The sequence below is a fragment of the Streptomyces sp. NBC_00370 genome (assembly GCF_036084755.1).
GTDB lineage: Bacteria > Actinomycetota > Actinomycetes > Streptomycetales > Streptomycetaceae > Streptomyces.
In genome coordinates this window covers 8490444-8516410 of record NZ_CP107968.1, presented here as the reverse complement: position 1 = coordinate 8516410, position 25967 = coordinate 8490444, and the positions used below count along the sequence as shown (strand labels likewise).

Here is a 25967-nt window from a genome sequence, read left to right as displayed (position 1 = left end):
CGCCCCGCCCAGCCCCGGTGCGACGCCGGAGCGTGACCCTGCGCCCGGGCGCCTGGCTGGTCTGGGCCGCCCTCGCAGTCTTCTTCCTGACTGTGCTCGGCGTCATCGGCTCCGTGGTCGTCAACTCCTTCGGCAGGACCTGGTTCAAGGGCTGGGCACCCCACGGCTACACCACCTCCTGGTACAGCAAGGCATGGAACGAGTTCAACCTCGGCCAGGTCATGTGGGTCACCGTCGAGGTCTCCTTTTTGGTCGTCGCCCTGTCTCTGTTGCTCGGCGTGCCGGCCTCCTACGCCCTGGCCCGCCGTGACTTTCCGGGCAAGAAGATCGTCAATACGCTGTTCGTGCTGCCGATCCTGGTGCCGCCGATCGCCTACGGCATCCCGCTGGCCACCGTGCTGTACAAGTTCCACCTGGCCGGGACGCTCACTGGCGTCGTCCTGGCCAACCTCGTCCCGTCCATCCCGTTCGTGATCTTCACGATGACGCCCTTCATCGAACAGATCGACCCCCGCCTCGAAGCCGCGGCCCGGATGTGCGGCGCTTCCACCCGCTCCGTCCTCCTCCGCATCCTCGGCCCGCTCCTCCTGCCCGGCATGCTCGCCGCCGGTACCCTCGTCCTGGTCCGCACGTTCGGCATGTTCGAACTGACCTTCCTCACCTCAGGACCCGACAGCCAGACCCTCATCGTGTCCCTCTTCTCCGCCGTCTTCTCGGCCGGTATCCGTAGCCCCCAGTCCATCGACGCCATGGCCGTCATCTACACCGCGTCCATGGCGGTGCTGCTCCTGATCGCACTGCGGTTCGTCAATCCCACCCAGCTGGTCGCGCGCAGCTCGCAGTGACGCCCCCAATCTGGAGGACCGCGCCACGGACTTTTCGAACACAGGTACGGTCGGCCGACGATCTTACGAATGACCGCCTCAGACCCACGCTTGGAAGGTAGGACAAGCTCAGCGCGGATGCGTAACGCGAGCGCGGGCACGCGGAGGAAGTACGCCTTTGCGGTAGCGGTCTGGCTGGGGTTCCTTGATGCGGCGGGCCGGGCTTGGCACGACGCCGGCGAAGAGGACGTCGCCGGGGTGAAGTTCTGGCGGATGACTGACGAAGCGAGAGTTTCTGCCTGACGCCCGTAGGGCAACGTCGACTCCGCCACCAAGTCGGACCGTACATCCCACGATCGTGTCCCACCGGGAACCCATCCATGCCACGCGCCGGCTCCGGCTACCTCCAGCCGGCGCAGCTCGACAGTCAGCGGGCGACTGAGATCGCGAAGGGTGTGAATCCGGTGGAACGGATGACGTGAGGGACGAACAGGATCGCGGCCTCCGTGGCGCGGGCGCTCTGAATCCCGCCGAGGTCGGTGATCCATTCCTTTTGCCAGCCGAGGTCGGTGAGCAGTTCGCGGACGCTCTGCTTGGCCTGCGCGTCCTCGCCGGAGAGGAACACGGTCGGTGTCTGGGCGAGCGTGTCCGGCGAGGTCATCACCGGGAAGAGCATGGTGTTGAGTGTCTTGACGACGCGCGTTTCGGGGAGCGCCTTCTGGAGCTGTTCGGCCAAGCTCGAGCCGGGGTAGATCAGATCGGCGGGCAGCCCGTCCGGTCCGTCGGTGGTGGCGTTGGAGACATCGACGAGGATCTTGTCCCGGAGTTCTTCGCGCAGAGCGGCGAGCCGGTCCAGCGAGCCGGCGCCCGGGGTGGCGTTGATGACGATCCGGGCAGTCCGGGCGGCATCGGCGGCGGCGCCCGGCGTGCGGTCCGCCACTGTCACTTCGTGTCCTGCCCGGGCGAGGGCTGCGGCCAGGTTGCCGCCGACGCGGCCGTTTCCGAGAACTGCGATCTTGGTCATGATGATCTGGTCCTTCCGTGGGCGTGCGGGTTGTAGTGCGCGGTCAGCGCGAGAGCGTGGACACGGCCTCGGCGTGCACGCCCGCCGCGGCGGCCACAAAGCTCTGGCTCTGGGGGGTCCAGGGGCGGCCCTCGGCGTCGGAGATCCGCCCGCCGGCCTCGGTGACGAGCAGCGCTCCGGGAAGCAGGTCCGCGCGGGCGCCGGCGAACTGCCAGAAGGCGTCGATCCGGCCGGCGGCTACGTTCAGCAGGTGCAGGGTCGCGGGCACGGCGACGCGGACGACGAGCGCGTCGAAGAGCATCGCGGTGATCGAGGAACCGACCCGCCGCACGACCTTTTCGTCCTCGTCCGGCCGGGCCTGGCTGGTGGCCACGATGCTCAGGCCGAGGTCGGCGGTCTGGGAGACGTGCAGCGGCCGGCCGTCGAGGTGGGCCCCCGCGCCGGTGAGCGCGGTGTAGGTCTCGCCGGTCAACGGCAGGTGCACTGCGGTGAGCACCGGCTGGTTCTCCCGCACGAGGGTGGCGGTCACCGCCCACTCCGGCAGGGCGTGCAGGTGGTTGACGTTGCCCTCGGCCGGATCCACGACCCACCACTCGCCGGCCGGCAGCGCCCCGCCGTCCAGTTCGTCCTCCACCCAGCCGGCCTGCGGACGCAGGCTCGTGAGACGGGGACGCAGGATGTCGAGAGCCGCGTCGTCGTTGACGGCCAGCGCGCGCATCAGCTCTTGGCGGCTCTGGTAGCGGACCACCTCGCCGAAGCGCTCGCGCAGCGCCGAACCCGCCTCACGCACGGCGATCGCGGTCTGGGCGAGCAGGTCGGCGTCGGAGGCGGCGACGTCGGTGGTCTGGAGCGTTTCGGACATGGCGGTATTCCCGTCTGAGGAGGGGTACTGAGGCCGGTCGAGGGCCGAACTGCGCGTTACTTCTTGCGCTTTCGCCTCAACGGTAGGCAGCCCGTCGATTAACTTCAAATGCATGTCAGGCACGGTTAGAATTACTCACATGCAATTGGATTTGAACCTGCTCGCCGCGCTCGACGCGCTGCTGGAGGAGGGCAGTGTGGCCGGGGCGGCGGCGCGCCTGCACGTCACCGCCCCCGCGATGAGCCGCAGTCTGGGCCGGATCCGGCGCACGACCGGGGATCAGATCCTCGTGCGCACCGGCCGCACGATGACCCCGACGCCGTATGCGATCGCCGTCCGGGAACAGGTGCACGAGCTGCTGCACCAGGTCCAGGGGGTGCTGGCACCGAGCCGTGAACTCGATCTGGCAACGCTCGAGCGCACGTTCACACTCCGCTGGCACGATTCCCTCGTCGCCTTGAGCGGCCCCGCACTGCTCGCGGCCGTGCGCGGACAGGCGCCGGGCGTGCGACTGCGCTTCGTCGCGGAATCGAGCATCGACACCCCCGAATTGCGGCGCGGCGAGGTCGACCTGGAGGCGAACTCCAACCGCCCGAGCGCACCGGACATCCGTGCCGAGAACGTGGGCGAGACCCGCCTCGTCGTCGTCGCGAGGCAGGGGCACCCCCTCACCCGCGCCAGGACCCTCACCGCACAGCAGTACGCCGACGCTGAACACGTCACCGTCTCGCGACGTGGAAACCTCACCAACGCCATCGACGACGCCCTCGCCCGGCTCGGCCTCACCCGCCGTGTGGTGGCGACCGCGCCCACGGAAGGGGCCGCTCTGGAGTTCGCGCGCGGCTCCGACATCCTGATCAGCGTCCCCGAAGCCACCACGCGGTCAGCGGTCGCCGACCTCGGCCTGGTCGTGCTCCCCCTCCCGCTCGAACTGCCGTCGGCACCGATATACCTGTCATGGCATCAGCGCTACGACACCGATCACGCCCACGCCTGGCTGCGCGGACTGGCGCGAACCGCGCTGGCCGGGTGAGGAGCGTCGTAGTCGGCGCCGTGGCTGCGTCACTCATGCGTCCACGGTCCACGCGACCACCATGGCGATCTGCTTGAACGTCTTGAACGTCAGCAGCGGCTTGTCCGTGCGGGTGCTGGCCGTGGAGGCGGCCAGACAGACGCCTGCGGCTCACCATCGCGGCTCGCCGCTGTGCAGATCAATCTCACCGGGATTTCCTGTACCTCAACTACTGTCCAGGAGTCGGCCGTTCACTGGCACAGGACCTACCGTACCGGGCCGACGGCCTGCCGTTGGAGATCGACGACGCGCTGGACGGCCCGAGGTCGTTCACGCTGGACGCGGCGGGACGCGTCACCGCCGTGGAGGCGGACGGCTGGTCCGAGTCGTACCGCTACGACACGTCGGGCAACCAGATCGAGGCGCGGTGGCCCGACCGACATCCCGGCGGCGACGCACGCGGCGAGCGCGTCTACACCGGCACCCGGATCATCCGCGCGGGTTCGGTCCGCTACCGCCACGACGCGGCGGGGCGGGTCGTGCTGCGGCAGCGTAAGCGGCTCTCCCGCAAGCCCGAGACCTGGCGTTACGAGTGGGACGCCGAGGGCAGGATGACGGCAGTCGTCACCCCGGACGGCACCCGCTGGCGCTACCGCCACGACGGGCTGGGGCGGCGTATCGCCAAGCAGCGCCTGACGCCGGGCGGTGAGGTCGCCGACGAGACCGTCTTCACCTGGGACGGCACCACGCTGTGCGAACAGACCACGACCGGCGGTCCCGCGCCGGTGACAGTCACCTGGGACCACGACGGACACCAACCGCTGACCCAGCGGGAGCGCGTCGGCGACACCGCGGGACGCACGGTGGACGAGCGCTTCTTCGCCGTCGTCACGGATCTGATCGGCACTCCGAAGGAGCTGATCGGGGAGGAAGGCACGGTCGCGTGGCGCACCCGGGCCACCCTGTGGGGGACGACGACCTGGAACCGGAACGCGGCCGCGTACACACCGCTGCGCTTCCCCGGCCAGTACTTCGACACCGAGTCGGGGCTGCACCACAACTACTTCCGTGCGTACGACCCGGAGACCGCGCGCTACCTCGGTCCGGATCCGCTCGGCCTCACGCCTGCCCCGAACCCGGTGGCGTACGTCGGCAACCCGCTCACCTGGTTCGACCTGCTGGGCCTGACGCCGGGGTACGGGGACACCCCCGAGGACATCCAGAAGGCCAAGCAGAACTGGACCAGCCCGGCGGGGCTGACCAGGCATTTCGACGATCATGGCCGTGACCTGCACCTCTACGACGAGGACGATTACGCCAAGGCCGCCGACGACTTCGCTTCGGGGTCGAAACAGCCCGGTGTGCGGGAGAAGGAGCCCATCATGGAGAACAAGGTCTACCGCTGGGACCCCTCGACCAACGAGTTCGCCGTGAAGGACCTCAGGACCGGTAAGATCATTTCGTACTTCGACAGTTCCATCGACCGCAACGGAAACTCGACGGGGGCGAACGCCCGCAGGTACTGGGACGAACAGCCGGGCGTCGAGGGTTTCTGACGGACGACGGGACGCCCGGCGCCGAGGAGAGGCCACCGTCCATGACCGAGAGCGATCCGGCCGCCGCCGCCCGCGTGCCCTGCCTCGTCTGCGGCAATCTGACGCTGGCCGAGCGGGGCTTCTACGAGATCTGCCCGGTGTGCGGCTGGGAGGACGACGGGTCGGACTACAGCGACCCGGACCGCTACGTCGGCGGCCCCAACCACGTGACGCTGCGCGAAGCGCGGCAGAACTACGCCGAGTTCGGGGCGTCGGAGCAGCGCAGGGCCGGCCGGGTGCGGGACCCGCTCCCGGAGGAACTGCCGGGCGGCTGACGGCGACGGGTCCCCTCCCCTGCCTGCCCGGCCCGCCCGTCACACCCGCGACTTCTCGTCGTAGAAGGCCCGCGACAGCCGTACCCGCACCCGCTGGGCGAGGCCGGTCCCGCAGGTCACGCCGTTGCTGTGTCCGCCGCGGGTAGCGCACGGTCAGACCCGGTACTTGCTCGGCGAAGGTCGTCTTCGGGCAGGTCGTGTTCTCGCAGTACAGGCGGCGTACGGACAGGTCGATGAGCAGAGGGCGGCCTGCGAGCGTGACGTCGGTGAGGCGCCGTGCGTAGCGGCTGTGGCACCACTCACTGAGCCGGCCGCATCCCGTGCATCCCGCCGGTTCACCGGATCTCGTGCGGGCACGGACCACCACCGCGGCATCGGATACCTCAACCGAAACCACCTGCACATCGGACAACTGCGTTAACAAGCTTGCCAGTTCAACAGAGCACAGTCACAGGCTGCCCACCTGCGGACCGGCCGACCGTGCCACCGCGATGATCTCCGCCTACGAAAAACTTGCCAGAGCCACATACGCGAGTACGCCGACACGCTGCGCGGTGGCAACGCTCCTTTATTGCTCATTGCCGACGTGACGTGCTTGGAGCCATGCTGCCTCGAACTCGGCCGGGTGGATTTCCATGTCCGCCCACTCAGGGTCAAACAGGTCCACCACCGGCGGATTGAACGGCCAGTCCTCTGGGCCGCTCTTCAGCGCGGTTCCGTTGTCACTGAGCTCCACCTGGCGCAACCTGCGGCCGTCGGAGCCGACCTCCATGAGGTAGGTCGCTGGTTCATCGCCGTCGCCGTCCCAGCGACGCCGCAGGTGCACGATGCTCCGGTCTGCGAGCGCGCCGAAACCGGGGCGGCCGCGCTGGGCGTCGCGCTTGGCCCGCAGCCCGTCCAGGCCCGGAGGCATAGCCGGCTCGTCAATGTCGACTTCGTCAAGGTCCCGGTCAGCCCATTCGATGGCCTCAGGACTGTCGACCACCTCGACCTCCGCGAAGGTCTCAAGGATCTCTCGGGGAGAGCGCGCGTGGACCCACCACCACGCACCCCCCATGCCGTAGTCGTGCACGATGAGAAAGCGCGACTTCGGCGCCGGGGAAGGGCTCGTCATACCGGCCGAGGGTAGTGAACCTGTTGCGGCGCCAGAAGGCCGGCCAGGCTCTGGCCTCCGAGCGGTGTCAGTGGAGGGCGGCAGACTGCGTGCATGGACGCTTCTCATGACACTGATCGCTGTGACCGCGCTGGGCTGATGTGGGTCCGGTCGATGGGCGGCCCCTTGATCGTCATTCCGACGTCCTCGGTGAGCACCTGGGGTGGATGCACAGAAGACGGCTCTATCAACGGTGACGCCGATGGCCGTGATGACTACGACCGTGCCTGCGAGGTGGAGGACTGGGCCGGTGTGATCGCCGTCGGTGCGGGCGCCGCTACTGCTCTTGTCCTGGCCGATGAACCTGCAAAGACGTGCTTCCTGCCGGAGAAGCTGCTGTTCGTGCGGTGGCTTGCCGCGGACTCCGAGGCCGAGTTGTTCACGGCAGCCGAGGCGCTTCTGGCCGATCCGGACACCGCCTGGGAGGACAGCGGACTGTGGGCCACCGACGGCCCGGCAGTGTTGATGGATTCGGCCGAAGCGGGTGCCGATCTGGGAGTGGACTATCCCGACGGAGGCCAGCCGGATCAGGCCCCCGTGCAGCTCCCGGCAGGCCAGTGGAGGGTGCGTGCGGTCCACAAGAGCGGCGACTTCCCATGGGTCGGCTTGGTGCAACTCGTCGCCGAAAACGGTCGCTCCTGACGCTGACTTCGGTGGCAATCGGTCAGAGTTCGAGGACACAGGACAGCTCGGGCCGAACTGCTCGGAGGAGTACCGCGTGGCGTCCCACGAGATCACAATCGAACGGACGCACTATCTGGGCGTGGCGACGAACGACTTCCCCCAAGACCTCCTGGACGCGCAGCGCGAGCTGCACCAGACCGTGGCGGCGTACAGCACGTTCTGTGCCGGGCTGCCCTGGAGCGTGGACCCCGCCCCCGGATGGTCGGGCGACAAGATGCTCTACAGCGACCACAACCGCCCCGAGTTCCCCGACAGCCCCGGCTACACCGACGCCCGAAGGCGGAGGACGCCCGGTTCCGGGAGCGGCTGATCGAGCTGTCCGCAACGGTGACGACGCACCCGTACTGGGCCACGCTCGACGGCGGCGTCGTCGCCGCGCGGCTGGAGCTCAAGCTGGTCACGAAGGAACAGGCTGCCGTAGAGGCGTTGGCGTAGCCCCCACCTCTCCAGGGGGCCCGATCAGGCGGAGCGTGGTTTGCGGCCCGTGGTCCTTTTCGCGGCCGCTTTCTTCGGCGCCGTCTTCTTGGCCGCGGTCTTCTTCTTCGTCGGCGAGTCGAGGTCGTGGACGGTAACGTGCTCGCCGTCCGGGTCGTCGCCGCGGGAGTCACGGGCGGCCTTCACGGACTGCTCCAGCGCCGCCATCAGGTCCACGATCCGACCCGTCGGCTGTGCCTCCTCCTTAGGCTGCGGGGGCATCTTTCCCTCACCCTTCGCCTCGATCAGCTCCTCCAGGGCGTCCGACCAAATGGGGCGGGGCATAGCTGACCTCCACGTCGGGCCCCGAGAGGTTCAGGCTCTGGCGGCCTGCCTGACCTGGCACGGCGAGAGAGCCACCGCAGTGACCTCTACGGCAGACCGTCGTTGAGCAGGCCCCGTAGCGGAGCCCCGGGAACGCCTCCCCGTTCGTTCCCGGGGCTCCGAACTGTGCGCGGCCGGTGCGCATCCCGGGCTGGGGCCCTTGAACGGGCGGACCTCCGGGCGGGGGTGGGGCCGGCCCGTTCGAGGGCACCGATGTGACGGGACTATCAGCGGCGTCTTCTGAAATGGCCGTCCTGATACAGCTTGTAGATGACCACTGAGGCCATGACGAACCACACGGCCAGGAACGCCCACTTGAACCATGGGGGTCCGTCCGGCCTGTTGTCCTGGGCCAGCTCCGAGGCGGCCACGATGAGGGGCTTCATACCTGTCCGATGCCCGGTCCGCCGACCAGCACGCAGCCTCACCCTGTCCCGCCCTCTTACCGGAATCGTTCTGCGATATTGCTGACCTGCAAGGGCCTGTCTAGGCTCCCCGCCGCATGGCGGCCGCGGTAGCAGTTCGCGCCTGTTTCACGTTGCCTGTTGCGTCGATGCTGACGGCCAGTGAGCGGACCATCCTTTCAGGGTGTTTATCGAGCGGTGTATCTCCTTCGCGCCCTGCTGCGGGCGAAGGTGAAGAGGCGGGTGAGTGGGCATCTGCTCTGCTTGCGCGAGCTCACGGCAAGGTCTGCTGCGTTGGGAGAAGAGTGCATGAATCCCCATCTGGTCCACCCCGTCGTGACCTGGCTGCGGCCGAGTATCCGCCTTGCTCAGGAGCGGGGTTCGGTGCCGCTCGTTGGCCATCCTCACCCGCTGCACGAGGTGTGGCCGGTGCGCGAGGATCTGGTCAGGCACTGCCAGAGCAGAAGTCAGTACCTCCCCTCAATGGCTGTCGAAGGCATGGCGGCGATGATCGACGCCTGCGTGACCCTTCTGTGGTGTGAGTGCCGCGGTGCACGTGTTCCGCTGAGCGTCACGGACCGCCATGCAAGGGAGAAGGCCAGCCAGCGGCTGCCGGTAGGTCTGATGTCGCCCATGCTGGCCGCAGTGCGGCAATGGGCCGAACATACCCGCCTCCTCGACCAACCTCAGGTGCTCGACGTATGGCTGATGAACATCCTGACCGCCGCGATCAGCGCCCTCGCTGCCCAAGCCGCCCCGGTGATCGCACCTGAGCACGCCGCACTGATCACCGTTGAAGTCAGCGACGCCGGCCCGGATCCGGTTCGGCTGGCCTCCGTGTGTTCGCTGCCGCCCAAGGACCTGGGACGCCGCAATTTCGCGCCTCCCGACGACTGGGAGGAACTGTGCGAGGTCCTGGGCTTCGGCTGGCGGACCGGCAACACCCCGACCTGCGTGTACGGCTGGACCGGCTCATGGGCAATGACTTACGGCACTGCCGACCGCGAGTCCATGGGGTGGTTCATGTGCGGAATCGACGACCATGCTCTCGTCGTCAGGGACGGCTTCACCTCCCACGCTATCCACCTTCCCCAGCCCCGCTCAGGGACCGATGATGCTCCGGTCAGCGCGGTCGAGGTCACTGCCGGCGCCATGGACATCGACCTTCAGGAATGTGTGCACGCCCTCACCACGACCGTGCCCGACACCGGCCTGGCTATGCCCGACGGGGTGAGCGACGACCTGTGGTGGCTGGTCAACGGCTATGACTGTGCCGGCCCGGGCTACATCTGGCACGGCCGCGCCCCATTTCCCGACGAGCTCACCGAGATGAGCCTGAGCATCTGGGCAGCCGGCTGTTACGACATCCCCTACGACTGCGCCTACGGAAATGTCCTGACCCACGCCCGCTACCTGATCGGCAAGCTCGACGCTCAAGGCGTCGACCGCTCCCTGTCCCACCACGCAATCGCCGGATGCCTTCTGCGCAACGTCACGGGCATCCTGACCGGCACCGACCAGTCATCCGGCTGCCTGGGCACTCTGAACTGGTACCTGTGGGCCTTGGTGATCTCCCGCTACAGCCCCGGGCACCTCCTTGCCGGCGCCGCGCACCAAGTCGCCCCCGAGATCATCACCGCCCTTCGGACAACAACCCCGCACGGTGACCATCTGCCCAGCCGCGAAGCATGGCACCTCGCCTGTCAGGGCTCCAGCAACCCCTGCGCCACCTGCATCACTCTCCCCCTGGCAGCCGTTCTCGACACCCCCCGCACCGACCACCGTTCGCCGGTGCTCGCCCACCGGGTGCCGCTGGCCCCTGACGTCCTGGGCACCGTCGACGCCAGTCAGGTCGATTGGGAAACCGTGGAAGTCTTCGACCGGTGGATCAGCCAAGCCCTCGGCCTCGCCGCCCACGGAGACCACCAGTCGATCCCCCAACTGGACCACGACAGCAATGACTTCCTGATCCGGCTCATGCGCCTCGCCGTCCAGGACAGGAACAAGGTCCCAGCGACCGTCGCCCTGTGTGCCCTGATCTCCATGGCCGAACGCCGCAACATCTCCCGCCTGCTGGGTGTCCTCAACCTCCGCAGCCGGACCGCTCTTGTACACCGCCACGCCACAGCGATGGGATCCAGTTCACCCACCGGTGAAGTTCCCTGAGACGGATCCGGTGGGCTCGTGGTTCTCGGCATTCATGCCGAGAAGACTGCCGCTGCTGTGTCGCCAATACGTCGCAGCATCTGCGCTCTGGTAGATGTCCGGCCTGACGCGGGTGTCACTGTGCCCGAGGGAGTCACGACATGATCTTCCCGTCGATGACGGCGGTGAGCATGAGGGGGCCGCGCATCGGCGGAAGTCGTGCAGCCGGGATCGACGGAAGGTCGGACGCAGTCCACCGTCATGGCACTGCTGCCTGGTTCCTGCCCCCCCGGCCGCGGCTACCAAGCGAGCCGACACCCAGGCGGAGTGTCTTGTAACGGATACCAGCGATTCATCCTGACTGTGTCACAGGGTGGGTGGGGGTGAACCGGGCTGCTGCGTCTGGCGTTTGATCAGTTGAGATCAACAAGGAACAACGCCGAAAGGGCACTCCACATGCGACTCAGCCGTACGCGCACCCGCACGCTCGCCGCTCTGGCCATCCTGAGCGCCGCCGGCCTGCTCCTCACGGCGTGCGACTCCGACTCCGTCGCCGACGCTTCCGGGAGCAACTCCAACTCCAGCGCCAGCGCGAGTCCCGGCGCGAGTGCCGATCCCACCACGAGCGACAGTGACGACAGTGCCAACTCGGGTTCGGACGACGATGCCAATGACGCCGCGGGCAGTGGCACTGACAACGGTCCTGTCGACAACCCCGATGCCCCTGGTGCCGACGGGACGTTCAGTGGCGTACTGACCTACTTGGCGCCGGGCAAACTGCTGGTCGGGGAGCGTGCCTTCTGGGTCGCCGTGGACACCGAAATTGTCGGTGGCGACATCTGCGGAGATCCCGAGACGTCGGAAGCCGAGAAGTGCAGTCCGGACGAGCTTGATGCCGCTGCTAAGAGCGGCAACCTGAATGTCGAAGTGACCATCAAGAAGGGCAACGCCGAGCGCGTCCAGCAGGCCTCGTAGTCGTGGCCGGGCGGCCCGCACCTCGTTGTCCGGCTTGGCCGAGACTGTCCACGGGTGCGGGCCGTCAGGCGGGGATGACGCTTGGCCACCAGGGTGGGACGTTGCCCTCTCCGCACAGTGGGACCGGGTAAGAGTCCGGCATACCGATCCATGTGATGACGAACCACGTGAGCCAGAGGGCCACAACGAGGCTTGTGGCCAGGGCAGTTCCTGCAGCCGTCAGTTGGGACGTCCGGCGAGCAGGAGCTGAGCTTCTGTGCTGTCGACGAAGGCGCCGGAGGGCTCGGCGGCTGTGAGGGCGGCGCGTAGATCGTGGTCGAAGGCGGCCAACCGGTCACCAAGGACAGCGGGTGAGCAGACGGCCCTGGTGTACTGCCGGCCGACCACCTCGTCGAGCGTCGCGCTGATCGTGTACGGGAAGCGAAGATCCCGGATCCGACTGAACGGTGATCCGGCCCCGCCCCGCAAGCAAGGCAACACGCCGCACGGCGCGTTGGCCGGCTGCGGGCGTTGGAGGTGGGGCTGGGCGTGTCAGGCGCGCTGCACGTGGCGAACCAGCCACATCAGCAAGGCGTCCAGGTCGGCGGCGGCCGAGAGGACCCGCTCCAGCGCCTCGGGTGTGTGCAGCCACTCCTCGCAGCCGAGGGGACGGGCGGCGATCAGCGAACGGTGGCGCAGCAGGTTCGTACGGGAGTGGTCCGCCGGATAGCCACGCGGGGGGCGTTTCATCACGTCCCCGGAGATGTCGTAGCCCTTCTTCCGCACGTCCTCGACGATGGCGGACAGTTCGCGGCCGCTCCCCTCGGAGGCCACGGCTTTGCGGAACATGTCCACCTGGCCGGGATCGGGGTACCACCAGGCGCCCTGGATCCGCAGACCGTCCAGGTCGAACCGGAGACCGATCTCGATCTTGCGGCCGAGCCGGATCACCGCGCCCTGGTGCTGCCACCACCAGGAGTCGGTGCGGTAGTGCCAGACGGAGAAGTCCTCGTACCGGCGGTCGGTGTCCGCGACCTCGTTGAGCAGGGCGATCATCGGCTGCCGGACCAGGCGTTCGCGGTCCGCGCGATAGCGCTCGCGGGTCGCATGGGGCGGTTCGCCCTGGAGCTGCAACAACACGTCCATGGCCCGCTCCGGCCAGCCGGTGAACTGTCCGCGCATGCCCGCAGGATAGCTCCCCATGATCCGCGCGCGGGGAGAGTAAGGCGGGCAGCGAGGCGTAACCCCAGACACGGTGGGAGGTGCTGCGGCGGACTGAGGGCTCCGCTGCCGGGAACGTCGATCGGTGTCAACGAGGTTACGACCCCTCCGAACCCTCCGTGAAGACGGTGGCATGGTCGGCGGCCCACTGGCGAAACGTTCGCGGCGCCGTCCCAAGGATGTCGGCCACCGCAGTGGTGATGTACGCGGGCTGTCCGACCGCCGCACTCCACGCGGCGAGCAGCATGTCGACGACCGAGCTGGGCGCCGTCCCCTCCGACAGGCTCCGGAACTCGTCCGGCGTCATCTCCTCGAATGCGATCCGGCGCCCCAAGGCGTCAGCGATAACGTCCACCTGCGCGGCGTGGGTCAGCGATTCGGGGCCCGTAAGGACGTAGTCGCCTCCGACGTATCCGTCCTGATACAGCGTCCGCGCCGCGACGGCTGCGACGTCGCGGTCGTCGACGGGTGCCGTCTCGGCAGCGCCGTAAGGCCACCGGACTACCTCACCGGCCCGGATGGCGGGCACCCACCAGGCCAGCGAGTTCGACGCAAGCATCCCAGGCCGGATGATCGTCGACTCGAGTCCGGTGGCCGCGATGAGCCGCTCGATGTCGGCGTGCAGCACCGCCATGGGATTGGGCTGCTGGAAGAAGGGGTGCGGCGTCTGGTGCGGGGAGGAGAGAAAGACGACCCGCTGCACGTGGCCTGCCAGCCGCTCGACGACTGCCGCGGCGGTCTGAGGCGGAGCGGTCCACACGAGGAAGACCGCACCGACTCCATCCAATGCCGGGTCGAGCGACTCGGGCACAGTGAGGTCGCCGGTGAAGACCTCGGCCTTCGCAGGCAGCTTCGCCCCCGCCTCGGAGCGATGGATGAGGGCGCGGACCGGCACACCCGCGTCGAGGAGACGGTCGATGACGACGCGGCCGACCCGGCCCGTCGCCCCGGTTACGAGCACGGGAGGAATGTCTATCTGATTCATGCCACCCATGGAAACGTTACTCGGTTAAAAAAGCAACTCGGTCATAAATGTTACTCTGGTCATATGAGCGAGCCGACCGGACTCAGGGCACGCAAGAAGGAACGGACGCGCGACGCCATCGGCGACACGGCCGTCTCGCTGTTCTTGGAGCGCGGCTTCGACCGCGTCTCGGTCAACGACATCGCCGCTGCGGCCGAGATCTCCAAGCCGACCCTCTTCCGGTACTTCCCCACCAAGGAAGACCTGGTGCTGCACCGGTTCGCGGACCACCAGGGCGAGGCGGCACGCGTCCTACGTGACCGCAGGTCCGGCATCAAGCCGATGACGGCGCTGCACCGCCACTTCCGGGACGGCCTCGATCGGTACGATCCTGTCACCGGCCTCAACGATCATCCCGAGGTGGTGGCGTTCCATCGGCTGGTCTTCACCACACCGAGCCTGGCAGGACGGCTCACGCGGTACCAACTCGAGGATGAGGAGGCACTGGCAGACGCCCTCGGCGAAGGCATCCAGGCACGCCTGCGAGCCGCCCAGATACTCGCGGTCCAACGGGTGCTCGCCCGGACCAACTGGCAGAAGATCGCCGACGGTCGAATCGCCCACGACGTCCACCCCGAGGCCGTAGCCGATGCCGACCAGGCATTCAACCAACTGCAGTGACAGGCGACGCTCCCGGTCGAAAGAGACTCCGCAGCCCAGTGCACGCGTCGCCACGGGCCACCGGTCAGGGCCGCTTCCGCGGGGGCGCTGCGCAGGAGTTGACCCGCGATCACGGCCTGCGCTGGAGGGCTCCAGGCACAGTCCGATCCGGGTACGAGTGGGTGGATCTGTCACCGCATCATGCGCGGCATTCACGGGGTCGGCTCCATCGTGATCTGCTTGAGCTCCATCCGCCCGGCGACGATACCGCTTTCGAAGGTTGCCCAATACGGGTGCGTCGTCACCGTCACGGCCAGCTCAATCAGCCGCTCCCGGAACCGTGCCACCTCCGCCTTCTGGGCGTCGGTGTAGCCGGGTCCGTCGGCGAATTCGGCCCGATAGTGGTCGCTGTAGAGGACCTTGTCGCCCGACCAGCCGGGGGCGGCAGCTGAGCCGGGCCGGATCGGTCAGCACGGCTATGGAGATCGTCCTTGCCCTCTGCGATGGCTACGACGTAGAGCACTAGACCGTAGGTACACGCATCAGCACGAAGGCGTGAACGTCAGTCAACTGGCGGCGGTGCGGTGGTGTTCGGCGTTGATGCGTTTCGCTTCTTCGAGTTGGTCTTCGAGGATGACGATGCGGCACGCGGCCTCGATCGGGGTGCCCTGGTCGACGAGTTCCCGTGCGCGGGCGGCGATGCGCAGCTGGTAGCGGGAGTAGCGGCGGTGTCCGCCCTCGGAGCGCAGGGGTGTGATGAGGCGGGCTTCGCCGATGGCGCGGAGGAAGCCCTGGGTGGTGTTGAGCATCTCGGCGGCCCGGCCCATGGTGTAGGCGGGGTAGTCGTCGTCGTCGAGACGGCCGAACGAGTCGTCTGCTGTCATCTCGCCTCTCTGTGGAACACGCTGGAGGGGCCTTGGTGCCATATGGCACCAAGGCCCCGAAGGAACTGCTACACCATCTGCCGGCCCCAGTACCGCGCCGGCCTTCTGTGTCCGCACGCCCACCCGGGAGAGGACGGGACTTGCGGGGATCGCGGTTGCTTGACCGGAGACCACCTCACTATCGATGTCCTGCGGTACCCGGACTCAACACTCCGTCCGGGCGATCCTGATGGCGCCTGGCTCCTCCGTTCTTCCCTCTGGACCAACTCACTTCGTACTGCTGGTACTGCGCACTACTCGTACTGCTGGTGACCTTGGACAAGCGTCACTCTTCGGCAGCCAGCCCCGTCGCCACTCCTGCGTCTGCTCCGGCTTGGAACCCCACTGCCGAACCTCCCGATGCGCGCGCCCGCAGCCGACGCCTTCACCAGGGTGCTGCTCACTCACCTTCACTGCTGGGTACTGCGCACTTCACCTACCGGTACCGCCATCGCGATACCACCACGGCGGCCCCTGATCACCGCGGGCCACCCGGTCCGGCCGTCAGTCCCGTCGCCGTCCTGCACCAGCCCTGGCTTCGAAACTCCACCACCGCACCGTCCTGCACACTGCAACTACCTTTCCTACTCCCGCCAGTTCGTATCTGCCGGGCCCTGCTGATCTCGGCTACGAGAGAAACCATAACCACACCACCCCCCAATGTCTACTCCAGCCGACATAGATTTTCGCGTCTTCATCAGCGAGGTAATTGAGCCTCGTCGGGTTGAAGGGTCGCTGGGCGGGCAGAACGGGCGGGTAGGCAAGACCGGCCGTGGACGAGCCAGAGAACAGGGTGAGTTTGATGGAGACGATGTGCGTCGACACCGCAGCCGTTCGCTCCGCGACCGCCGTCTCCGACGCACGCGAGCGCACGCGGGCCTTCCTCGAAACCCTCCGGCAGCGGGCCCTCGACGCCGAGGCGGCCGACACCATCGTCCTGGTCGTCTCCGAACTCGTCACCAACGCCCTGCGGCACGGCGGCGGTACCTACACCCTGCGCCTGACCGCCCACCCCGACTATGTCGAGGTGGCCGTCGATGACCCCGGCCCACAGGAACCGCGCATGCGCACACCCGACCTGAACGGTGGGACCGGAGGCTTCGGCTGGGCGATGGTCAACCACCTCGCCCACGCCACCACGGTGACCCGCCGGCCGTCCGGTGGCAAGACGGTAAGCGCCCTCCTCCCCCGCTAGCACCAACATTTCGCATGCCACCCGCGGGCCGAGATGAGCCGGAGTACTCCGGATGTCCCGCCGGTGCCGGGTCCTCGCTTCCCCTCGATTCAGCTTCGCGGGACCTCCCGGGAGACCAGCGCAGTCGATGAAGCGATCTGGGCGTCTCCTCCGCATCCGGCCGATGTCGGCGGCCTGGCTGACGGAGTCCCAGCCCGGCCGTGCGACAAGCCAGGGCGGATGAGCGCTCATCCACTGACGGGACTGCTTCTATGGGCGGGGGATCTGGTCGGTGTCGAGGCTCTTGTCCATGATCTGGCGGGCGCAGTCCGAGATACGGAGCTGGTGGCCGCGGGCGTAGCTGCGCATGAGGTGGAACGCGGCGTCGGGGTCGGTGTTCCAGCGCTCGGGGGGGGGACGCCTTTGGCCTGCTCGATAAGGACGCGGCTGGTGAGCGCCTGCTCCCGCTGCACCTTTTCGCGATGTCCCCGGTCAAGACCGCGCTGCTGCAAGAGGACGACGGCGGCGACATCGGCCAGTGCCTGGGCGAGGGACGCATCCCGCTCGCCCAGGCAATACCGGCTGGTGTGGAGGAGATTCATCGCTCCCACGGCACGGTTACGCAGCCGAAGAGGGAAGACGTGGGAGGTCTGAAAGCCGCTCGACAGGCCCGGGCGGCGTAGGCGGGCTACGCCGCCGTAGCCGTGGGGTTACTCAAGTCGATGTTGAGGCAAGCGGTTTCGCTGCGGTAAGCCTCGACGCAGGGGCCCTGGTCGTACTGAAGGGCGAAAGGTTCCAACAGGTGCGCGTTGTCGTCGGACGCTGCGATGGCGTCGAGGATGCCTTTCTCACCGGCCAGGAGGATGCCGGCGGCTGAGACTCCAAGCAGGTTGACGCAGAGCGCACATAACTCCTGGAGAAACTCGACGGGATCGAAGTCACCGATCAGGGAGTCAGCGATCGTCACGACGTCCGACGATATCTACCATTAGGGACACATGGAAACATCCCCTACTCTCTCCGGATGAACCGGGTTTGGGGCCGCGTCCAGCGGAGGACGCAGGAACCGACGTCTCCAAGTGACGTCCTGTTGGGGCCGCCACGGCTGCAGGTGTGAGTACGCAGTGATCATTCTTCGACGAGCAGTCCGGCGCGGAGTTGGGTCAGTGTGCGCGACAGAATCCGTGAGACGTGCATCTGGGAGATGCCCAGCCGCTCGCCGATCTCGGCCTGGGTCAGTTCCTGGCCGAAGCGCAGCTCAAGGATGAGGCGTTCGCGCTCGTCGAGGGTGGTCAGAAGCGGTGCGAGGCTGTGGAAGTCCTCGATGAGTTCCATGGCGGGATCGCAGGCTCCCACGAAGTCGGCGAGCGATGTGGTTCGCGGCTCGGAACTGGAGTCGGTGGGCAGGTCGAGGGAGTCGCTGTTGTAGCCGTTGGACGCGATCAGGCCCTCGATGACCTCGTTCTCGGTCAGCCTCATGTGCGCGGCGAGCTCGCGCACCGTGGGGTCGCGGTCCAGGATGACTGCCAGTTGGTCTTTGGCACGCGCGAGTTCGACGCGCAGCACCTGCAGTCGGCGTGGTACGTGGACGGCCCAGGTGGTGTCGCGGAAGAACCGCTTGATCTCGCCGGTGATGTAGGGGATCGCGAACGTGGTGAATTCCACCTCGCGCGAGAGTTCGAACCGGTCGATCGCCTTGATCAGCCCGATCGTTCCGACCTGCACGATGTCTTCCATCTGATCCGCCCGGTTGCGGAAGCGCTTCGCCGCGAACTTGACCAGGGACAGGTTCATCTCGATCAGGGTGTTGCGGACGTCCTGGTATTCGCGGGTGCCTTCCTCCAGCGCCTGGAGCCGGTCGAAGAACAGCTTCGACAGGTCCCGGGCATCCTTCGGTGCGATCTTCTGCGCGTCCTCGATCTGCGACAGGCCGCCGGTCCGGGCATCACCCTCGGATATTCCGGCCGCTTCCCCGACCAGAACCGCGGACGGACCCGACATACGCGTGGACATGGTTCCTCTTCGAGTTCAGGGTGGTGACGTTTCGAGGCGGCTGGTTCCCGGCCGACCCGTCCGTACACGTGAAGGACAAGGGAAAATCAGCGCTGTCATGCACCGGCGACGCCGACTGGGCCACCGCTCGGCCCCGGGTGTCAGGCAGGAGTCTCAGGCGGCCTGGACCAGCTCTGCCCGTCCGAACAGCAGCGCGTAGCCGGCGGGGAGCCTTCCGAGGACACGGCTAAGGAGGCCGGGGCCGGCGAGGGCCCCGAGCGCGCTGAAGACCGAGCCGGCGTCCCACCGCGCGACGGCGGGAGTGGTGCCGGTGCGGGTGGCAAGGTCTTTGACGAAGCCCCAGCCGGTGAGCGGCTCCGCAGCAGGCACCTGCGCGGTAAAAACCAGGGCCGCCTCGATGGGGAGGCAGGCTGTGAGAGCGGAGCGTTCCTGGCCGGTCAGTTGCCGGCCAAGGCCCGCAAGCACAGCCCGCGCAGCGTGCTCGGCGCGTTCCCGGGTGGGATAGGCGCCCTCGTACCGGATCTTCTCCAGCATCTCTTCGTACGACATCGCCGCAGGGTCCTGGGTCGGCTCGGGGCGGTACATCTCTCAGCTCACCTTTCTCACAGCAGAAGTTCGACGCCGATGTCGGACAGGCTGCGGACACCGGCGCGTGGAGGACCGGAGAGGCCAGTCGGTGAATCGACGAGGCTCGCCAGTGTCAGTGGGGGGACGGGATGCGGAGATCGTGTCCCGCCCCCCACTGTCGGAGGACCCGGCTCAGCCGGAGATCTCCCGCCGACCGTTGGCCCCGCTGATGGTGATCTTGCGGGGCTTGGCGCGCTCGGCAATCGGGATCCGCAGCGTCAGAACACCCGCCTCACAGTTGGCCTCGATGCGTTCCGTGTCCAGGGTGTCGGCAAGAACGATCTGCCGGGAGAACACACCCAGGGGCCGCTCGGCCAGTTCCATCTGCACGGTGTCGGCCCCGCCCGCCGGGCGGCGCTCAGCCCTGACGGTGAGCATGTTCCGCTCCACGTCGATGTCGATCGCGTCCGGCGTGACACCGGGAAGATCGAAGACCACGACGTAGTCGTCACCGTCACGGTACGCGTCCATCGGCATCGCGGCCGGCCGCGAAGACGTACCGGGGCCCATCAACTGCTGCGTGAGCCGGTCGAGTTCGCGGAAGGGGTCAGTGCGCATCAGCATCGCGAAACACCTCCAAAGTCCGGGCAGTACCGCCCATGCGCTTCACCTGGAATCCGTTGTAGCATGTCATCCAATGGATGACAAGAACGGTGTCGTCGATAGGGTGACAACACCGGAGGAGGTTCGAATGCCAGCACCGAATCCGCCCACCCCACCCCGGACGGACAAGCAGAGCCCGGTCTCCTTCCTCGCCGCCGCGGCCGCCCTGGAAGCGATCGGCAAAGCCGTTGAGGCCGCCCAGAACCACACCTCCGAGCGGCCTGACACCCCTGTCGCAGACCCCCAGGACGCTCTGAATTCCCTGCTGCTGCTGCGCGAGGTACGTGAACAGCTCGCCGGATGGGAGACAGGCCTGGTCGAGACGGCACGTCACGCTGGTGCGAGCTGGGCGGACCTCGCCCACCCCCTCGGCGTCGCCAGCCGACAAGCCGCCGAACGCCGCTACCTGCGACAGCGCCCCGGAGCCGCCGGAAGCACCGGCGAGCAGCGCGTACAGGCAACCCGCGACCGCCGGGCCGCAGACCGCAACGTCACCACCTGGGCCCGCGACAACGCAGCCGACCTGCGCCGCCTCGCCGGCCAAATCACCGCCCTCACCGACCTACCGACCACCGCGAGGGACCCGATCCGCCACCTGCACCAGGCCCTCGCCGACAACAACCCCGCCGAACTCCTGGCCCCCCTGGCCGCCACCGCCCCGCACCTACGGCCCGACCACCCCGAACTCGCCGACCACGTCGACACCCTCACCGACCACACCCACCACCTGCGCCACCCCAACGACCACTGACCCACAACCCGGCCAGCCACCACCACCGGCCGGAATTCCCCGACAGCCCTGACCACTCCGAGGCAGAAGGCGGAGGTAGCGCGGTTCCGGGAGCGACTGATCGAGCTGACCGCGACGGAAACGACGCACTAGGTGCAGACCCGAGCGGGAGAGCCGGAGTTGAGGAACACGGCGTGTGCTCCCCCCGCATCCCGTGGGGTGCTCGACCACCTCACCGCACGAGGCACGGGCACATGCCAAATCCGGGCCCAATCTGCAACGTCAGCGCGAAGCGTTCTACTGCGCCGAGCCGCTGCGCATGCGGGCCTCGCAGAGGTCGAAGCCGGCGAGAACGGCCTGGCCTACCGTGCGAGTGGGGAGAGTCCGGGCTTCGTGAACATCCTGGCGGCGCCCTCAGACGTCGTTTCTTGCGGTGCGAGTGAGGGCTGACTGTCGATGAGTGGTGGGCGTGGCCTTGGCTGGGTCACTGAGGGTATGGGAAGGCTGTTCCAGCTAGAGCCTTTGCGGAGAGGCGTACCGCGATCTCCCAGGCCCGAACCTCTTCGGGGGACATGAAGTCGAGGTGGTACTCCAGGCCCACGACTGCCACGAACTCTCGCTCAGGATCTGTCAACGCATCGATCCCCTGCCAGACTCGAGTTGCGGCCTCCTTCGGTGATATGGCACTGGCGGACAGTTGTGTCGCCATGTGATGCAGGAGGCAGCGTTCAGCGGTCTCGTAGTCCGGGATGCGAATTCCGAGCTCCTCCATGGTGTGCCCGAAGAGCCGGCGGATCTCTGCTGGGTGCTCACGCCGGGAACGGCCGGCCAGGTCACGCAATGAAGGGGAGTCGTGGCCGGCAGCCAGTAGGTGGGCCGCCAACATGGGCAGGTCTTCCTGGCAGATGAGGTTCGCCTCGTACTTCCAGGCGATGGTGGCGGGCTGGTCCATGAGCGAAGCCTGTCCGAGGGGAACGCTTCTGACCAGTGAGTTATCGGGTCCGTGTGAGGCGCCGATGACCGATGAGGAGGGCAGCGATGCCTACGAAGTCCAGGAAGTGCTCGGGTTTGCGCTCGTAGGGGCGGTGGAGACGGCGGCAGCCCGCAAGCCAGGACACCGTTCGCTCGACCACCCATCGGTGGCGGCCGAGCCGTTGTGAGGATTCGATGCCTCTGCGGGCGATGCGGTGGCGTATGCCGCGGCTGCGGAGCCATCGGCGCAGATGGTCGTAGTCGTAGCCTTTGTCGCCATGGAGTTTCCCAGGTCGCCTGCGACGCGGCCCCCGGTGGGACTGGATCGGCGGTATGCCTTGTACGGGCGGCACCAGGCCCTGACTGTCGTGCAGGTTGGCCGCCGAGACGCCCAGCGACAGAGGCAGTCCGTTCCGGTCGGTGATCAGGTGGATTTTCGATCCTGGCTTGCCGCGATCGGTCGGATTCGGTCCCGTCAGTAGCCCCCTTTGCGGCCCTGGCGCTTACCGAGTCGATTGCATATCTGGACCAGTCCAGTTCACCGAGCGCGCCGAGTTCGTCGAGGATTACGCGGTGCAGCCTGGCCCAGACGCGGGCACGGCTCCGCTGTGCGAAGCGCCGGTGGACCGTGGGCCACGCCGGGCCGAAGACCGGCGGGAGTTGTCGCCAGGTTCAGCCCGATGTGGCCACGAAGATGATCGCCGCCAACGTCTCGCGATCGCCCGCCCGTCGTCGGCCCTCACCCTGGGGACGTATGACCTCCGTAGGAGTTACAACCCGGCGAAACAGCTCCCACAACTCGTCCGGCACCAGCCGCTGGACCAGGTCTGCCATGCACTGACCAACGACCGCCCCAGGCCAAGAGAAACGGTGTCTTACGCGTCGGGGGTACGAGGAGACCACCGTCGGGCAGATCGCCCGCGAAGCCGGCGTCTCCCAGCGCGCCCTCTTCCGGTACTTCGGCACCACGGAAGACCTCGTCGGCAGCGGCCAGGAGGAGTTCGTCACCTTCCTGACGGAAACCGTCCGCAAGCACCCCCACACCGACGGCAGTCGGCAACTACGCCGTCGTCACTAGCTGCGTACGCCACTCAGGCCCTGGTCGTACAGGGCGAGAATGGTGCCCTGTCCATTGCCCTCAAGCCACGTCACGGTAGCGGCATCGAAGCACGCGAACGCTGTCGCGACGATGGCGCGGGCTTGCCCCCTGTCCGTCCCGACGGGCGCCAGTCTGGCTTCGAGCAGGGGCATGAGCGCCTCCTGGCTGCGCGCCCGCTTCCCCAGATACGCGGCGCGCAGCGAGTCGGTGTGGTGCAACAGACGGAAGCGCTCCAGTGCCTCCTCGGGAGTTGTGTGCAGGGAGAGCACGGCCTCGAACGCAGCCCGCAACACCGTCCAGGCACTGGCATCGGCGGGCTGCTTATGGACAGCTTCCGTCATGAGGGCGACGAAGCGCTCTTGGCTGCCGCCGACGAGGTCTTCCTTGGTGCCGAAGTACCGGAAGAGGGTGCGCTGGGAGACGCCCGCCTCGCGGGCGATCTGCGCGATGGTGGTCTCGTCGTATCCCTGCTGCGTGAACAGGCGCAAGGCGGTTCGGAGAATCTCCTGGACCGCCAGCTGCCGCGTCCGATCCCACAGCGTGGGCGTCGTCTCCCCATTGCCCTGCGTTCCCTGCGTCATGCCATCAGTTTAACGCGACCTGCCATCTTGGCGCACGCTAGCAAGCTGACAGTGACTGCCCAGCAGGCGTACGCTGCCACAGGAGTGGAGCGGGCGCTGGACGGCGCTCCCTTTCTCAGTTCCTCTGCCGGCTGGAGACCCCTCCCCACCGGAATCAGCAAGGAGAACAACCGTGGCAGCAAAGACAGCACTCATCACTGGTGGAACCAGCGGGATCGGCAGGGCCACCGCAGAACTGCTCCACTCGCGGGGGTACCGGGTCATGGTCACCGGCCTGGGGGACACCGCCAGTGCCGGCCTTCCCGCGGATGTCATCGTCGTCGAGGCCGACATCAGCTCCCTGACCGACATCAACCACGCGATGGACACGGCGCGCGAGCGTCTGGGCTCCCTCGGCCTGCTCTACCTCAACGCGGGCATGCCTCGTCCCGGCCTCTCGATCGAGTCCACCGACGAGGCCGCCTTCGACGCCCTGTTCAACATCAACGTCAAGGGCAACTTCTTCACACTGCAAAAAGCGCTCCCCCTGCTGAACGAAGGCGCGTCCGTGGTCTTCACCGTCGGCGCCGGCGAGGGACTCGGCGCCGCCATGACCGCTTCCAAGGGAGCTCTGCTGCCGCTCGTACGCTCCCTGGCCATCGAACTCGCCCCCCGCCGCATCCGAGTCAACGCAGTGAGCCCCGGCCTGATCGACACTCCCGCGTACAGCAGGATGGGCATCTCCCGGGACGCGATCGCCTCTTGGAGTGAGGGTGTTCCTCTCGGCCGTGTCGGAGCCCCTGCCGACATTGCCGCAGCCGTCGCCTTCCTTGCGTCCGACGACGCCGGATACATAACGGGCGACAATCTGATCGTCTCCGGAGGCATCGGTGTTCATACCCGCCCCATGTAAATGATGACGGCGTCCGTCGTCCCCTTCCCGCCCCAATATGTCCGGTTGGGGTTGCGCAGCGGAACGCGAAGAACCGGACCCCGACAAGAACGGGCGGAATCGCAAACAAGACCCTGGGAGACTGAAATGGCCGTAGAGAACGTGGCCGAGCTGGGATTTGACGCCGAGCGTCTGCTTCGGGTGAGCGAGGTGCTCACATCTCAGATCGACTCCGGCTACATCCACGGCGCGGCGATGCGAGTAAGCCGGCGCGGACAGATAGTTGTCGACTTCATGGACGGGTACGCGGAGAAGGTGTCCGGGCGGCGTCTGACGTCGGATTCGGTTTTCGTCACCATGTCCGCGTGCAAGCCGTTCACCACGGTTCTCGTCCTGGGCCTCGTCGAGCGGGGGCTGCTGAGACTGCACAGTCCGGTCGCCGAAATCATCCCCGAGTTCGGCAAGTTCGGGAAAGAGACCATCACACTCTTCCACCTGATGACCCATACGGGCGGCATCATGTCAGGTGTTCCGAACGCGGGCCCGGACGTGCTCGGCAACATCGAAAAGCTGGTAGAGCTACTCGGCAATCTGCCGGCCGAGTGTCTGCCCGGCGAGCGGGTCAGCTACTCGATGCTCGTCGCGCACTCGATCATCGCCGCCATGTGCCTGAAGGTCGACGGACGAGGCCGCAGCTATGCCCAAATGCTCCGCGACGAGGTCTTCCAGCCGCTCGGCATGAGCGACACGAGCCTCGGCATACGCGAGGATCTCGCTCCGCGACTCTGTCCGGTGCGCGGCGCGCAACACGTCCCCTTCGACGCCTTTCCCGCAGCCCTCGTAGAGCCCCTCGTAGAAAACGTCATCCTCGCGCCCGGCGCCGAGTTCCCCTCCGCGGGCGGCCTTACGACGATCAGCGATCTGCATCGCTTCGCCGAGATGCTGCGCCGGGGCGGCGAGCTCGACGGCGTGCGACTCCTGTCGCCGGCCACGATCCGGCTGGCCGCGCGCAACTGGATCGGCGACAAACCCAACACGGTCTGGGACCCCATCCTCAAGGCCCGCGGCTGGGACCGCTTCGCGGACAACATCGGCATCGGCTTCCGCGTACGGGGCGAAGGAATCAGCCCGGGGCCGTTCGGTGTACTCAACTCCCCGGAAACCTTCGGGCACATGGGCGCCGGCTCGACCGGCTTCTGGATCGATCCGGAGAATGAACTCTCGTACACACTGCTGACGACCGGACTACTCGAGGAAAGCCACCATCTGGAGCGCACAGCCATGCTCTCGGACCTGGTGGTGAGCGCCCTCACCGAAAGCCCGCGCCCCTGAGCACACGGCCGCGGTCGAGACGCAGTCCACTGCGTGGTGCGGTGTGAAGACACTCAGCCCGAGGTGGCGTCGAGGTCCTCGGCAGGCTCGGGTCGGGCGATGCGTGCGGTCGCGTAGTCGATCGGGAGCGGCAGCCGGTCGGACCGACGGCACGGCCCGGTCCCGACCGGAGCCTCACCGCCGCCACGGGGCCAGCCCGGCCACGGCGGGTGCCGGACGGGTTCAAGGCAGGCGAGCATCCACTACGGAAGCGGGACCTAGCCGTTTCGTTTGGGTCATCGGGCTGATCACATGACGATGCCTGCGCTGTGGAGTTCGGGGGACATCGCGTGGGAGGGGGTATCGGCGGTGCGTCTAGGGTTCTCTGATGGGTCGTAATGACATATCCGGCCGTAGGACTGTCTCCGTCGGCACGCTCAACGCCAGAGCGGCGCGGCGTCGCAGATGGCTGGTGGGCTGTTCCATCG

At 67.4% G+C, this 25967-nt stretch carries 29 protein-coding genes and 3 pseudogenes; 15 read left to right on the top strand and 17 right to left on the bottom strand.

Annotated features, from left to right (window positions below):
- Window positions 1–32 precede the first annotated feature (32 nt).
- On the top strand, window positions 33–845 hold the full coding sequence (locus OHS57_RS37340; RefSeq protein ID WP_328584931.1) for an ABC transporter permease: 813 nt from the start codon (window positions 33–35) through the stop codon (window positions 843–845).
- A 406-nt stretch (window positions 846–1251) separates the two neighbouring features.
- Here the strand turns inward: OHS57_RS37340 and OHS57_RS37335 are convergent, their stop codons facing one another.
- A complete protein-coding gene (locus tag OHS57_RS37335; protein WP_328584930.1) occupies window positions 1252–1848 on the bottom strand; it encodes an NADPH-dependent F420 reductase in 597 nt (198 codons plus the stop codon).
- A 43-nt stretch (window positions 1849–1891) separates the two neighbouring features.
- Complete coding sequence (locus tag OHS57_RS37330; RefSeq protein WP_328584929.1) at window positions 1892–2710, bottom strand: 3'(2'),5'-bisphosphate nucleotidase CysQ; 819 nt, start codon at window positions 2708–2710, stop codon at window positions 1892–1894.
- 139 nt (window positions 2711–2849) lie between these two features.
- On the opposite strand from OHS57_RS37330, the gene OHS57_RS37325 reads away from it, so the two are divergent.
- The 3 genes and pseudogenes from OHS57_RS37325 (at window position 2850) to OHS57_RS37315 (ending at window position 5592) form a co-directional block, all read left to right on the top strand.
- Window positions 2850–3743, top strand: coding sequence for a LysR family transcriptional regulator (locus OHS57_RS37325; RefSeq protein WP_328584928.1), 894 nt, complete (start codon window positions 2850–2852; stop codon window positions 3741–3743).
- A gap of 251 nt (window positions 3744–3994) precedes the next feature.
- Window positions 3995–4915: pseudogene (locus OHS57_RS37320) on the top strand (RHS repeat-associated core domain-containing protein); the annotation flags it as partial.
- A gap of 404 nt (window positions 4916–5319) precedes the next feature.
- Window positions 5320–5592 carry a CPCC family cysteine-rich protein gene (locus OHS57_RS37315; protein ID WP_328584927.1) on the top strand — a complete coding sequence of 91 codons (273 nt, stop codon included), beginning with the start codon at window positions 5320–5322 and terminating at the stop codon, window positions 5590–5592.
- Window positions 5593–6160: 568 nt separating this feature from the next.
- Here OHS57_RS37315 and OHS57_RS37310 read toward each other — a convergent pair.
- Window positions 6161–6706, bottom strand: a complete 546-nt coding sequence (locus tag OHS57_RS37310; protein WP_328584926.1) for a hypothetical protein — start codon at window positions 6704–6706, stop codon at window positions 6161–6163.
- Window positions 6707–6799: 93 nt separating this feature from the next.
- Between OHS57_RS37310 and OHS57_RS37305 the strand changes: the two genes are divergently transcribed.
- Window positions 6800–7387 (top strand): Imm21 family immunity protein, encoded by a 588-nt coding sequence (locus OHS57_RS37305; protein WP_328584925.1) that lies wholly within the window; start codon window positions 6800–6802, stop codon window positions 7385–7387.
- Between the two features lie 76 nt (window positions 7388–7463).
- The gene (locus OHS57_RS37300; RefSeq protein ID WP_328584924.1) at window positions 7464–7739 is read left to right on the top strand and encodes a hypothetical protein; all 276 of its coding nucleotides are present in this window, start codon (window positions 7464–7466) and stop codon (window positions 7737–7739) included.
- 149 nt (window positions 7740–7888) lie between these two features.
- Here OHS57_RS37300 and OHS57_RS37295 read toward each other — a convergent pair whose 3' ends face one another.
- Both OHS57_RS37295 and OHS57_RS37290 read right to left on the bottom strand, forming a co-directional pair.
- Window positions 7889–8188, bottom strand: a complete 300-nt coding sequence (locus OHS57_RS37295) for a hypothetical protein (protein ID WP_328584923.1) — start codon at window positions 8186–8188, stop codon at window positions 7889–7891.
- A 266-nt stretch (window positions 8189–8454) separates the two neighbouring features.
- Window positions 8455–8613 carry a hypothetical protein gene (locus OHS57_RS37290; protein WP_328584922.1) on the bottom strand — a complete coding sequence of 53 codons (159 nt, stop codon included), beginning with the start codon at window positions 8611–8613 and terminating at the stop codon, window positions 8455–8457.
- 327 nt (window positions 8614–8940) lie between these two features.
- Between OHS57_RS37290 and OHS57_RS37285 the strand changes: the two genes are divergently transcribed.
- Together OHS57_RS37285 and OHS57_RS37280 are read left to right on the top strand one after the other, a co-directional pair.
- On the top strand, window positions 8941–10797 hold the full coding sequence (locus OHS57_RS37285) for a hypothetical protein (protein ID WP_328584921.1): 1857 nt from the start codon (window positions 8941–8943) through the stop codon (window positions 10795–10797).
- Window positions 10798–11232: 435 nt separating this feature from the next.
- Window positions 11233–11751 (top strand): hypothetical protein, encoded by a 519-nt coding sequence (locus OHS57_RS37280; RefSeq protein WP_328584920.1) that lies wholly within the window; start codon window positions 11233–11235, stop codon window positions 11749–11751.
- A 219-nt stretch (window positions 11752–11970) separates the two neighbouring features.
- On the opposite strand, the gene OHS57_RS37275 is transcribed toward OHS57_RS37280, so the two are convergent.
- The 3 genes from OHS57_RS37275 to OHS57_RS37265 form a co-directional block, all read right to left on the bottom strand.
- Window positions 11971–12138 carry a hypothetical protein gene (locus tag OHS57_RS37275; protein ID WP_328584919.1) on the bottom strand — a complete coding sequence of 56 codons (168 nt, stop codon included), beginning with the start codon at window positions 12136–12138 and terminating at the stop codon, window positions 11971–11973.
- Between the two features lie 144 nt (window positions 12139–12282).
- The gene (locus OHS57_RS37270) at window positions 12283–12912 is read right to left on the bottom strand and encodes a DUF2461 family protein (RefSeq protein WP_328584918.1); all 630 of its coding nucleotides are present in this window, start codon (window positions 12910–12912) and stop codon (window positions 12283–12285) included.
- Window positions 12913–13048: 136 nt separating this feature from the next.
- Window positions 13049–13945, bottom strand: coding sequence for an NAD(P)H-binding protein (locus OHS57_RS37265; RefSeq protein ID WP_328584917.1), 897 nt, complete (start codon window positions 13943–13945; stop codon window positions 13049–13051).
- Between the two features lie 54 nt (window positions 13946–13999).
- On the opposite strand from OHS57_RS37265, the gene OHS57_RS37260 reads away from it, so the two are divergent.
- Entirely contained in the window at window positions 14000–14596 is a 597-nt protein-coding gene (locus tag OHS57_RS37260; protein ID WP_328584916.1) for a TetR family transcriptional regulator, read from the top strand.
- Window positions 14597–14787: 191 nt separating this feature from the next.
- On the opposite strand, the gene OHS57_RS37255 is transcribed toward OHS57_RS37260, so the two are convergent.
- Together OHS57_RS37255 and OHS57_RS37250 are read right to left on the bottom strand one after the other, a co-directional pair.
- A complete protein-coding gene (locus OHS57_RS37255) occupies window positions 14788–14922 on the bottom strand; it encodes a hypothetical protein (protein ID WP_328584915.1) in 135 nt (44 codons plus the stop codon).
- A gap of 219 nt (window positions 14923–15141) precedes the next feature.
- Complete coding sequence (locus OHS57_RS37250) at window positions 15142–15459, bottom strand: helix-turn-helix domain-containing protein (RefSeq protein ID WP_328584914.1); 318 nt, start codon at window positions 15457–15459, stop codon at window positions 15142–15144.
- 841 nt (window positions 15460–16300) lie between these two features.
- Between OHS57_RS37250 and OHS57_RS37245 the strand changes: the two genes are divergently transcribed.
- Together OHS57_RS37245 and OHS57_RS37240 are read left to right on the top strand one after the other, a co-directional pair.
- Window positions 16301–16693 carry an ATP-binding protein gene (locus OHS57_RS37245; protein ID WP_328584913.1) on the top strand — a complete coding sequence of 131 codons (393 nt, stop codon included), beginning with the start codon at window positions 16301–16303 and terminating at the stop codon, window positions 16691–16693.
- Between the two features lie 461 nt (window positions 16694–17154).
- Window positions 17155–17355, top strand: a complete 201-nt coding sequence (locus tag OHS57_RS37240; RefSeq protein WP_328584912.1) for a hypothetical protein — start codon at window positions 17155–17157, stop codon at window positions 17353–17355.
- A 5-nt stretch (window positions 17356–17360) separates the two neighbouring features.
- On the opposite strand, the gene OHS57_RS37235 is transcribed toward OHS57_RS37240, so the two are convergent.
- The 4 genes from OHS57_RS37235 to OHS57_RS37220 form a co-directional block, all read right to left on the bottom strand.
- Entirely contained in the window at window positions 17361–17639 is a 279-nt protein-coding gene (locus OHS57_RS37235; protein WP_328584911.1) for a hypothetical protein, read from the bottom strand.
- Window positions 17640–17800: 161 nt separating this feature from the next.
- The gene (locus OHS57_RS37230) at window positions 17801–18685 is read right to left on the bottom strand and encodes a SigB/SigF/SigG family RNA polymerase sigma factor (RefSeq protein ID WP_328584910.1); all 885 of its coding nucleotides are present in this window, start codon (window positions 18683–18685) and stop codon (window positions 17801–17803) included.
- A 153-nt stretch (window positions 18686–18838) separates the two neighbouring features.
- On the bottom strand, window positions 18839–19270 hold the full coding sequence (locus tag OHS57_RS37225) for a DUF2267 domain-containing protein (protein ID WP_328584909.1): 432 nt from the start codon (window positions 19268–19270) through the stop codon (window positions 18839–18841).
- A 174-nt stretch (window positions 19271–19444) separates the two neighbouring features.
- The gene (locus OHS57_RS37220) at window positions 19445–19876 is read right to left on the bottom strand and encodes an Hsp20/alpha crystallin family protein (RefSeq protein WP_328584908.1); all 432 of its coding nucleotides are present in this window, start codon (window positions 19874–19876) and stop codon (window positions 19445–19447) included.
- Between the two features lie 127 nt (window positions 19877–20003).
- Here OHS57_RS37220 and OHS57_RS37215 point away from each other — a divergent pair, with 127 nt between their 5' ends.
- The gene (locus tag OHS57_RS37215; protein ID WP_328584907.1) at window positions 20004–20666 is read left to right on the top strand and encodes a type III effector protein; all 663 of its coding nucleotides are present in this window, start codon (window positions 20004–20006) and stop codon (window positions 20664–20666) included.
- 463 nt (window positions 20667–21129) lie between these two features.
- On the opposite strand, the gene OHS57_RS37210 is transcribed toward OHS57_RS37215, so the two are convergent.
- Entirely contained in the window at window positions 21130–21597 is a 468-nt protein-coding gene (locus tag OHS57_RS37210) for a hypothetical protein (RefSeq protein ID WP_328584906.1), read from the bottom strand.
- A 40-nt stretch (window positions 21598–21637) separates the two neighbouring features.
- Window positions 21638–22451, bottom strand: a pseudogene (locus tag OHS57_RS37205) (IS5 family transposase).
- Between the two features lie 46 nt (window positions 22452–22497).
- On the opposite strand from OHS57_RS37205, the pseudogene OHS57_RS37200 reads away from it, so the two are divergent.
- A pseudogene (locus OHS57_RS37200) lies at window positions 22498–22695 on the top strand (helix-turn-helix domain-containing protein); the annotation flags it as partial.
- Here OHS57_RS37200 and OHS57_RS37195 read toward each other — a convergent pair.
- A complete protein-coding gene (locus OHS57_RS37195) occupies window positions 22692–23297 on the bottom strand; it encodes a TetR/AcrR family transcriptional regulator (protein ID WP_328584905.1) in 606 nt (201 codons plus the stop codon). The pseudogene OHS57_RS37200 and the gene OHS57_RS37195 sit on opposite strands and share 4 nt — an antisense overlap.
- A gap of 172 nt (window positions 23298–23469) precedes the next feature.
- On the opposite strand from OHS57_RS37195, the gene OHS57_RS37190 reads away from it, so the two are divergent.
- Window positions 23470–24189 (top strand): SDR family oxidoreductase, encoded by a 720-nt coding sequence (locus OHS57_RS37190; RefSeq protein ID WP_328584904.1) that lies wholly within the window; start codon window positions 23470–23472, stop codon window positions 24187–24189.
- A gap of 126 nt (window positions 24190–24315) precedes the next feature.
- Window positions 24316–25500, top strand: a complete 1185-nt coding sequence (locus OHS57_RS37185; RefSeq protein ID WP_328584903.1) for a serine hydrolase domain-containing protein — start codon at window positions 24316–24318, stop codon at window positions 25498–25500.
- The last annotated feature ends 467 nt before the right edge of the window (window positions 25501–25967 follow it).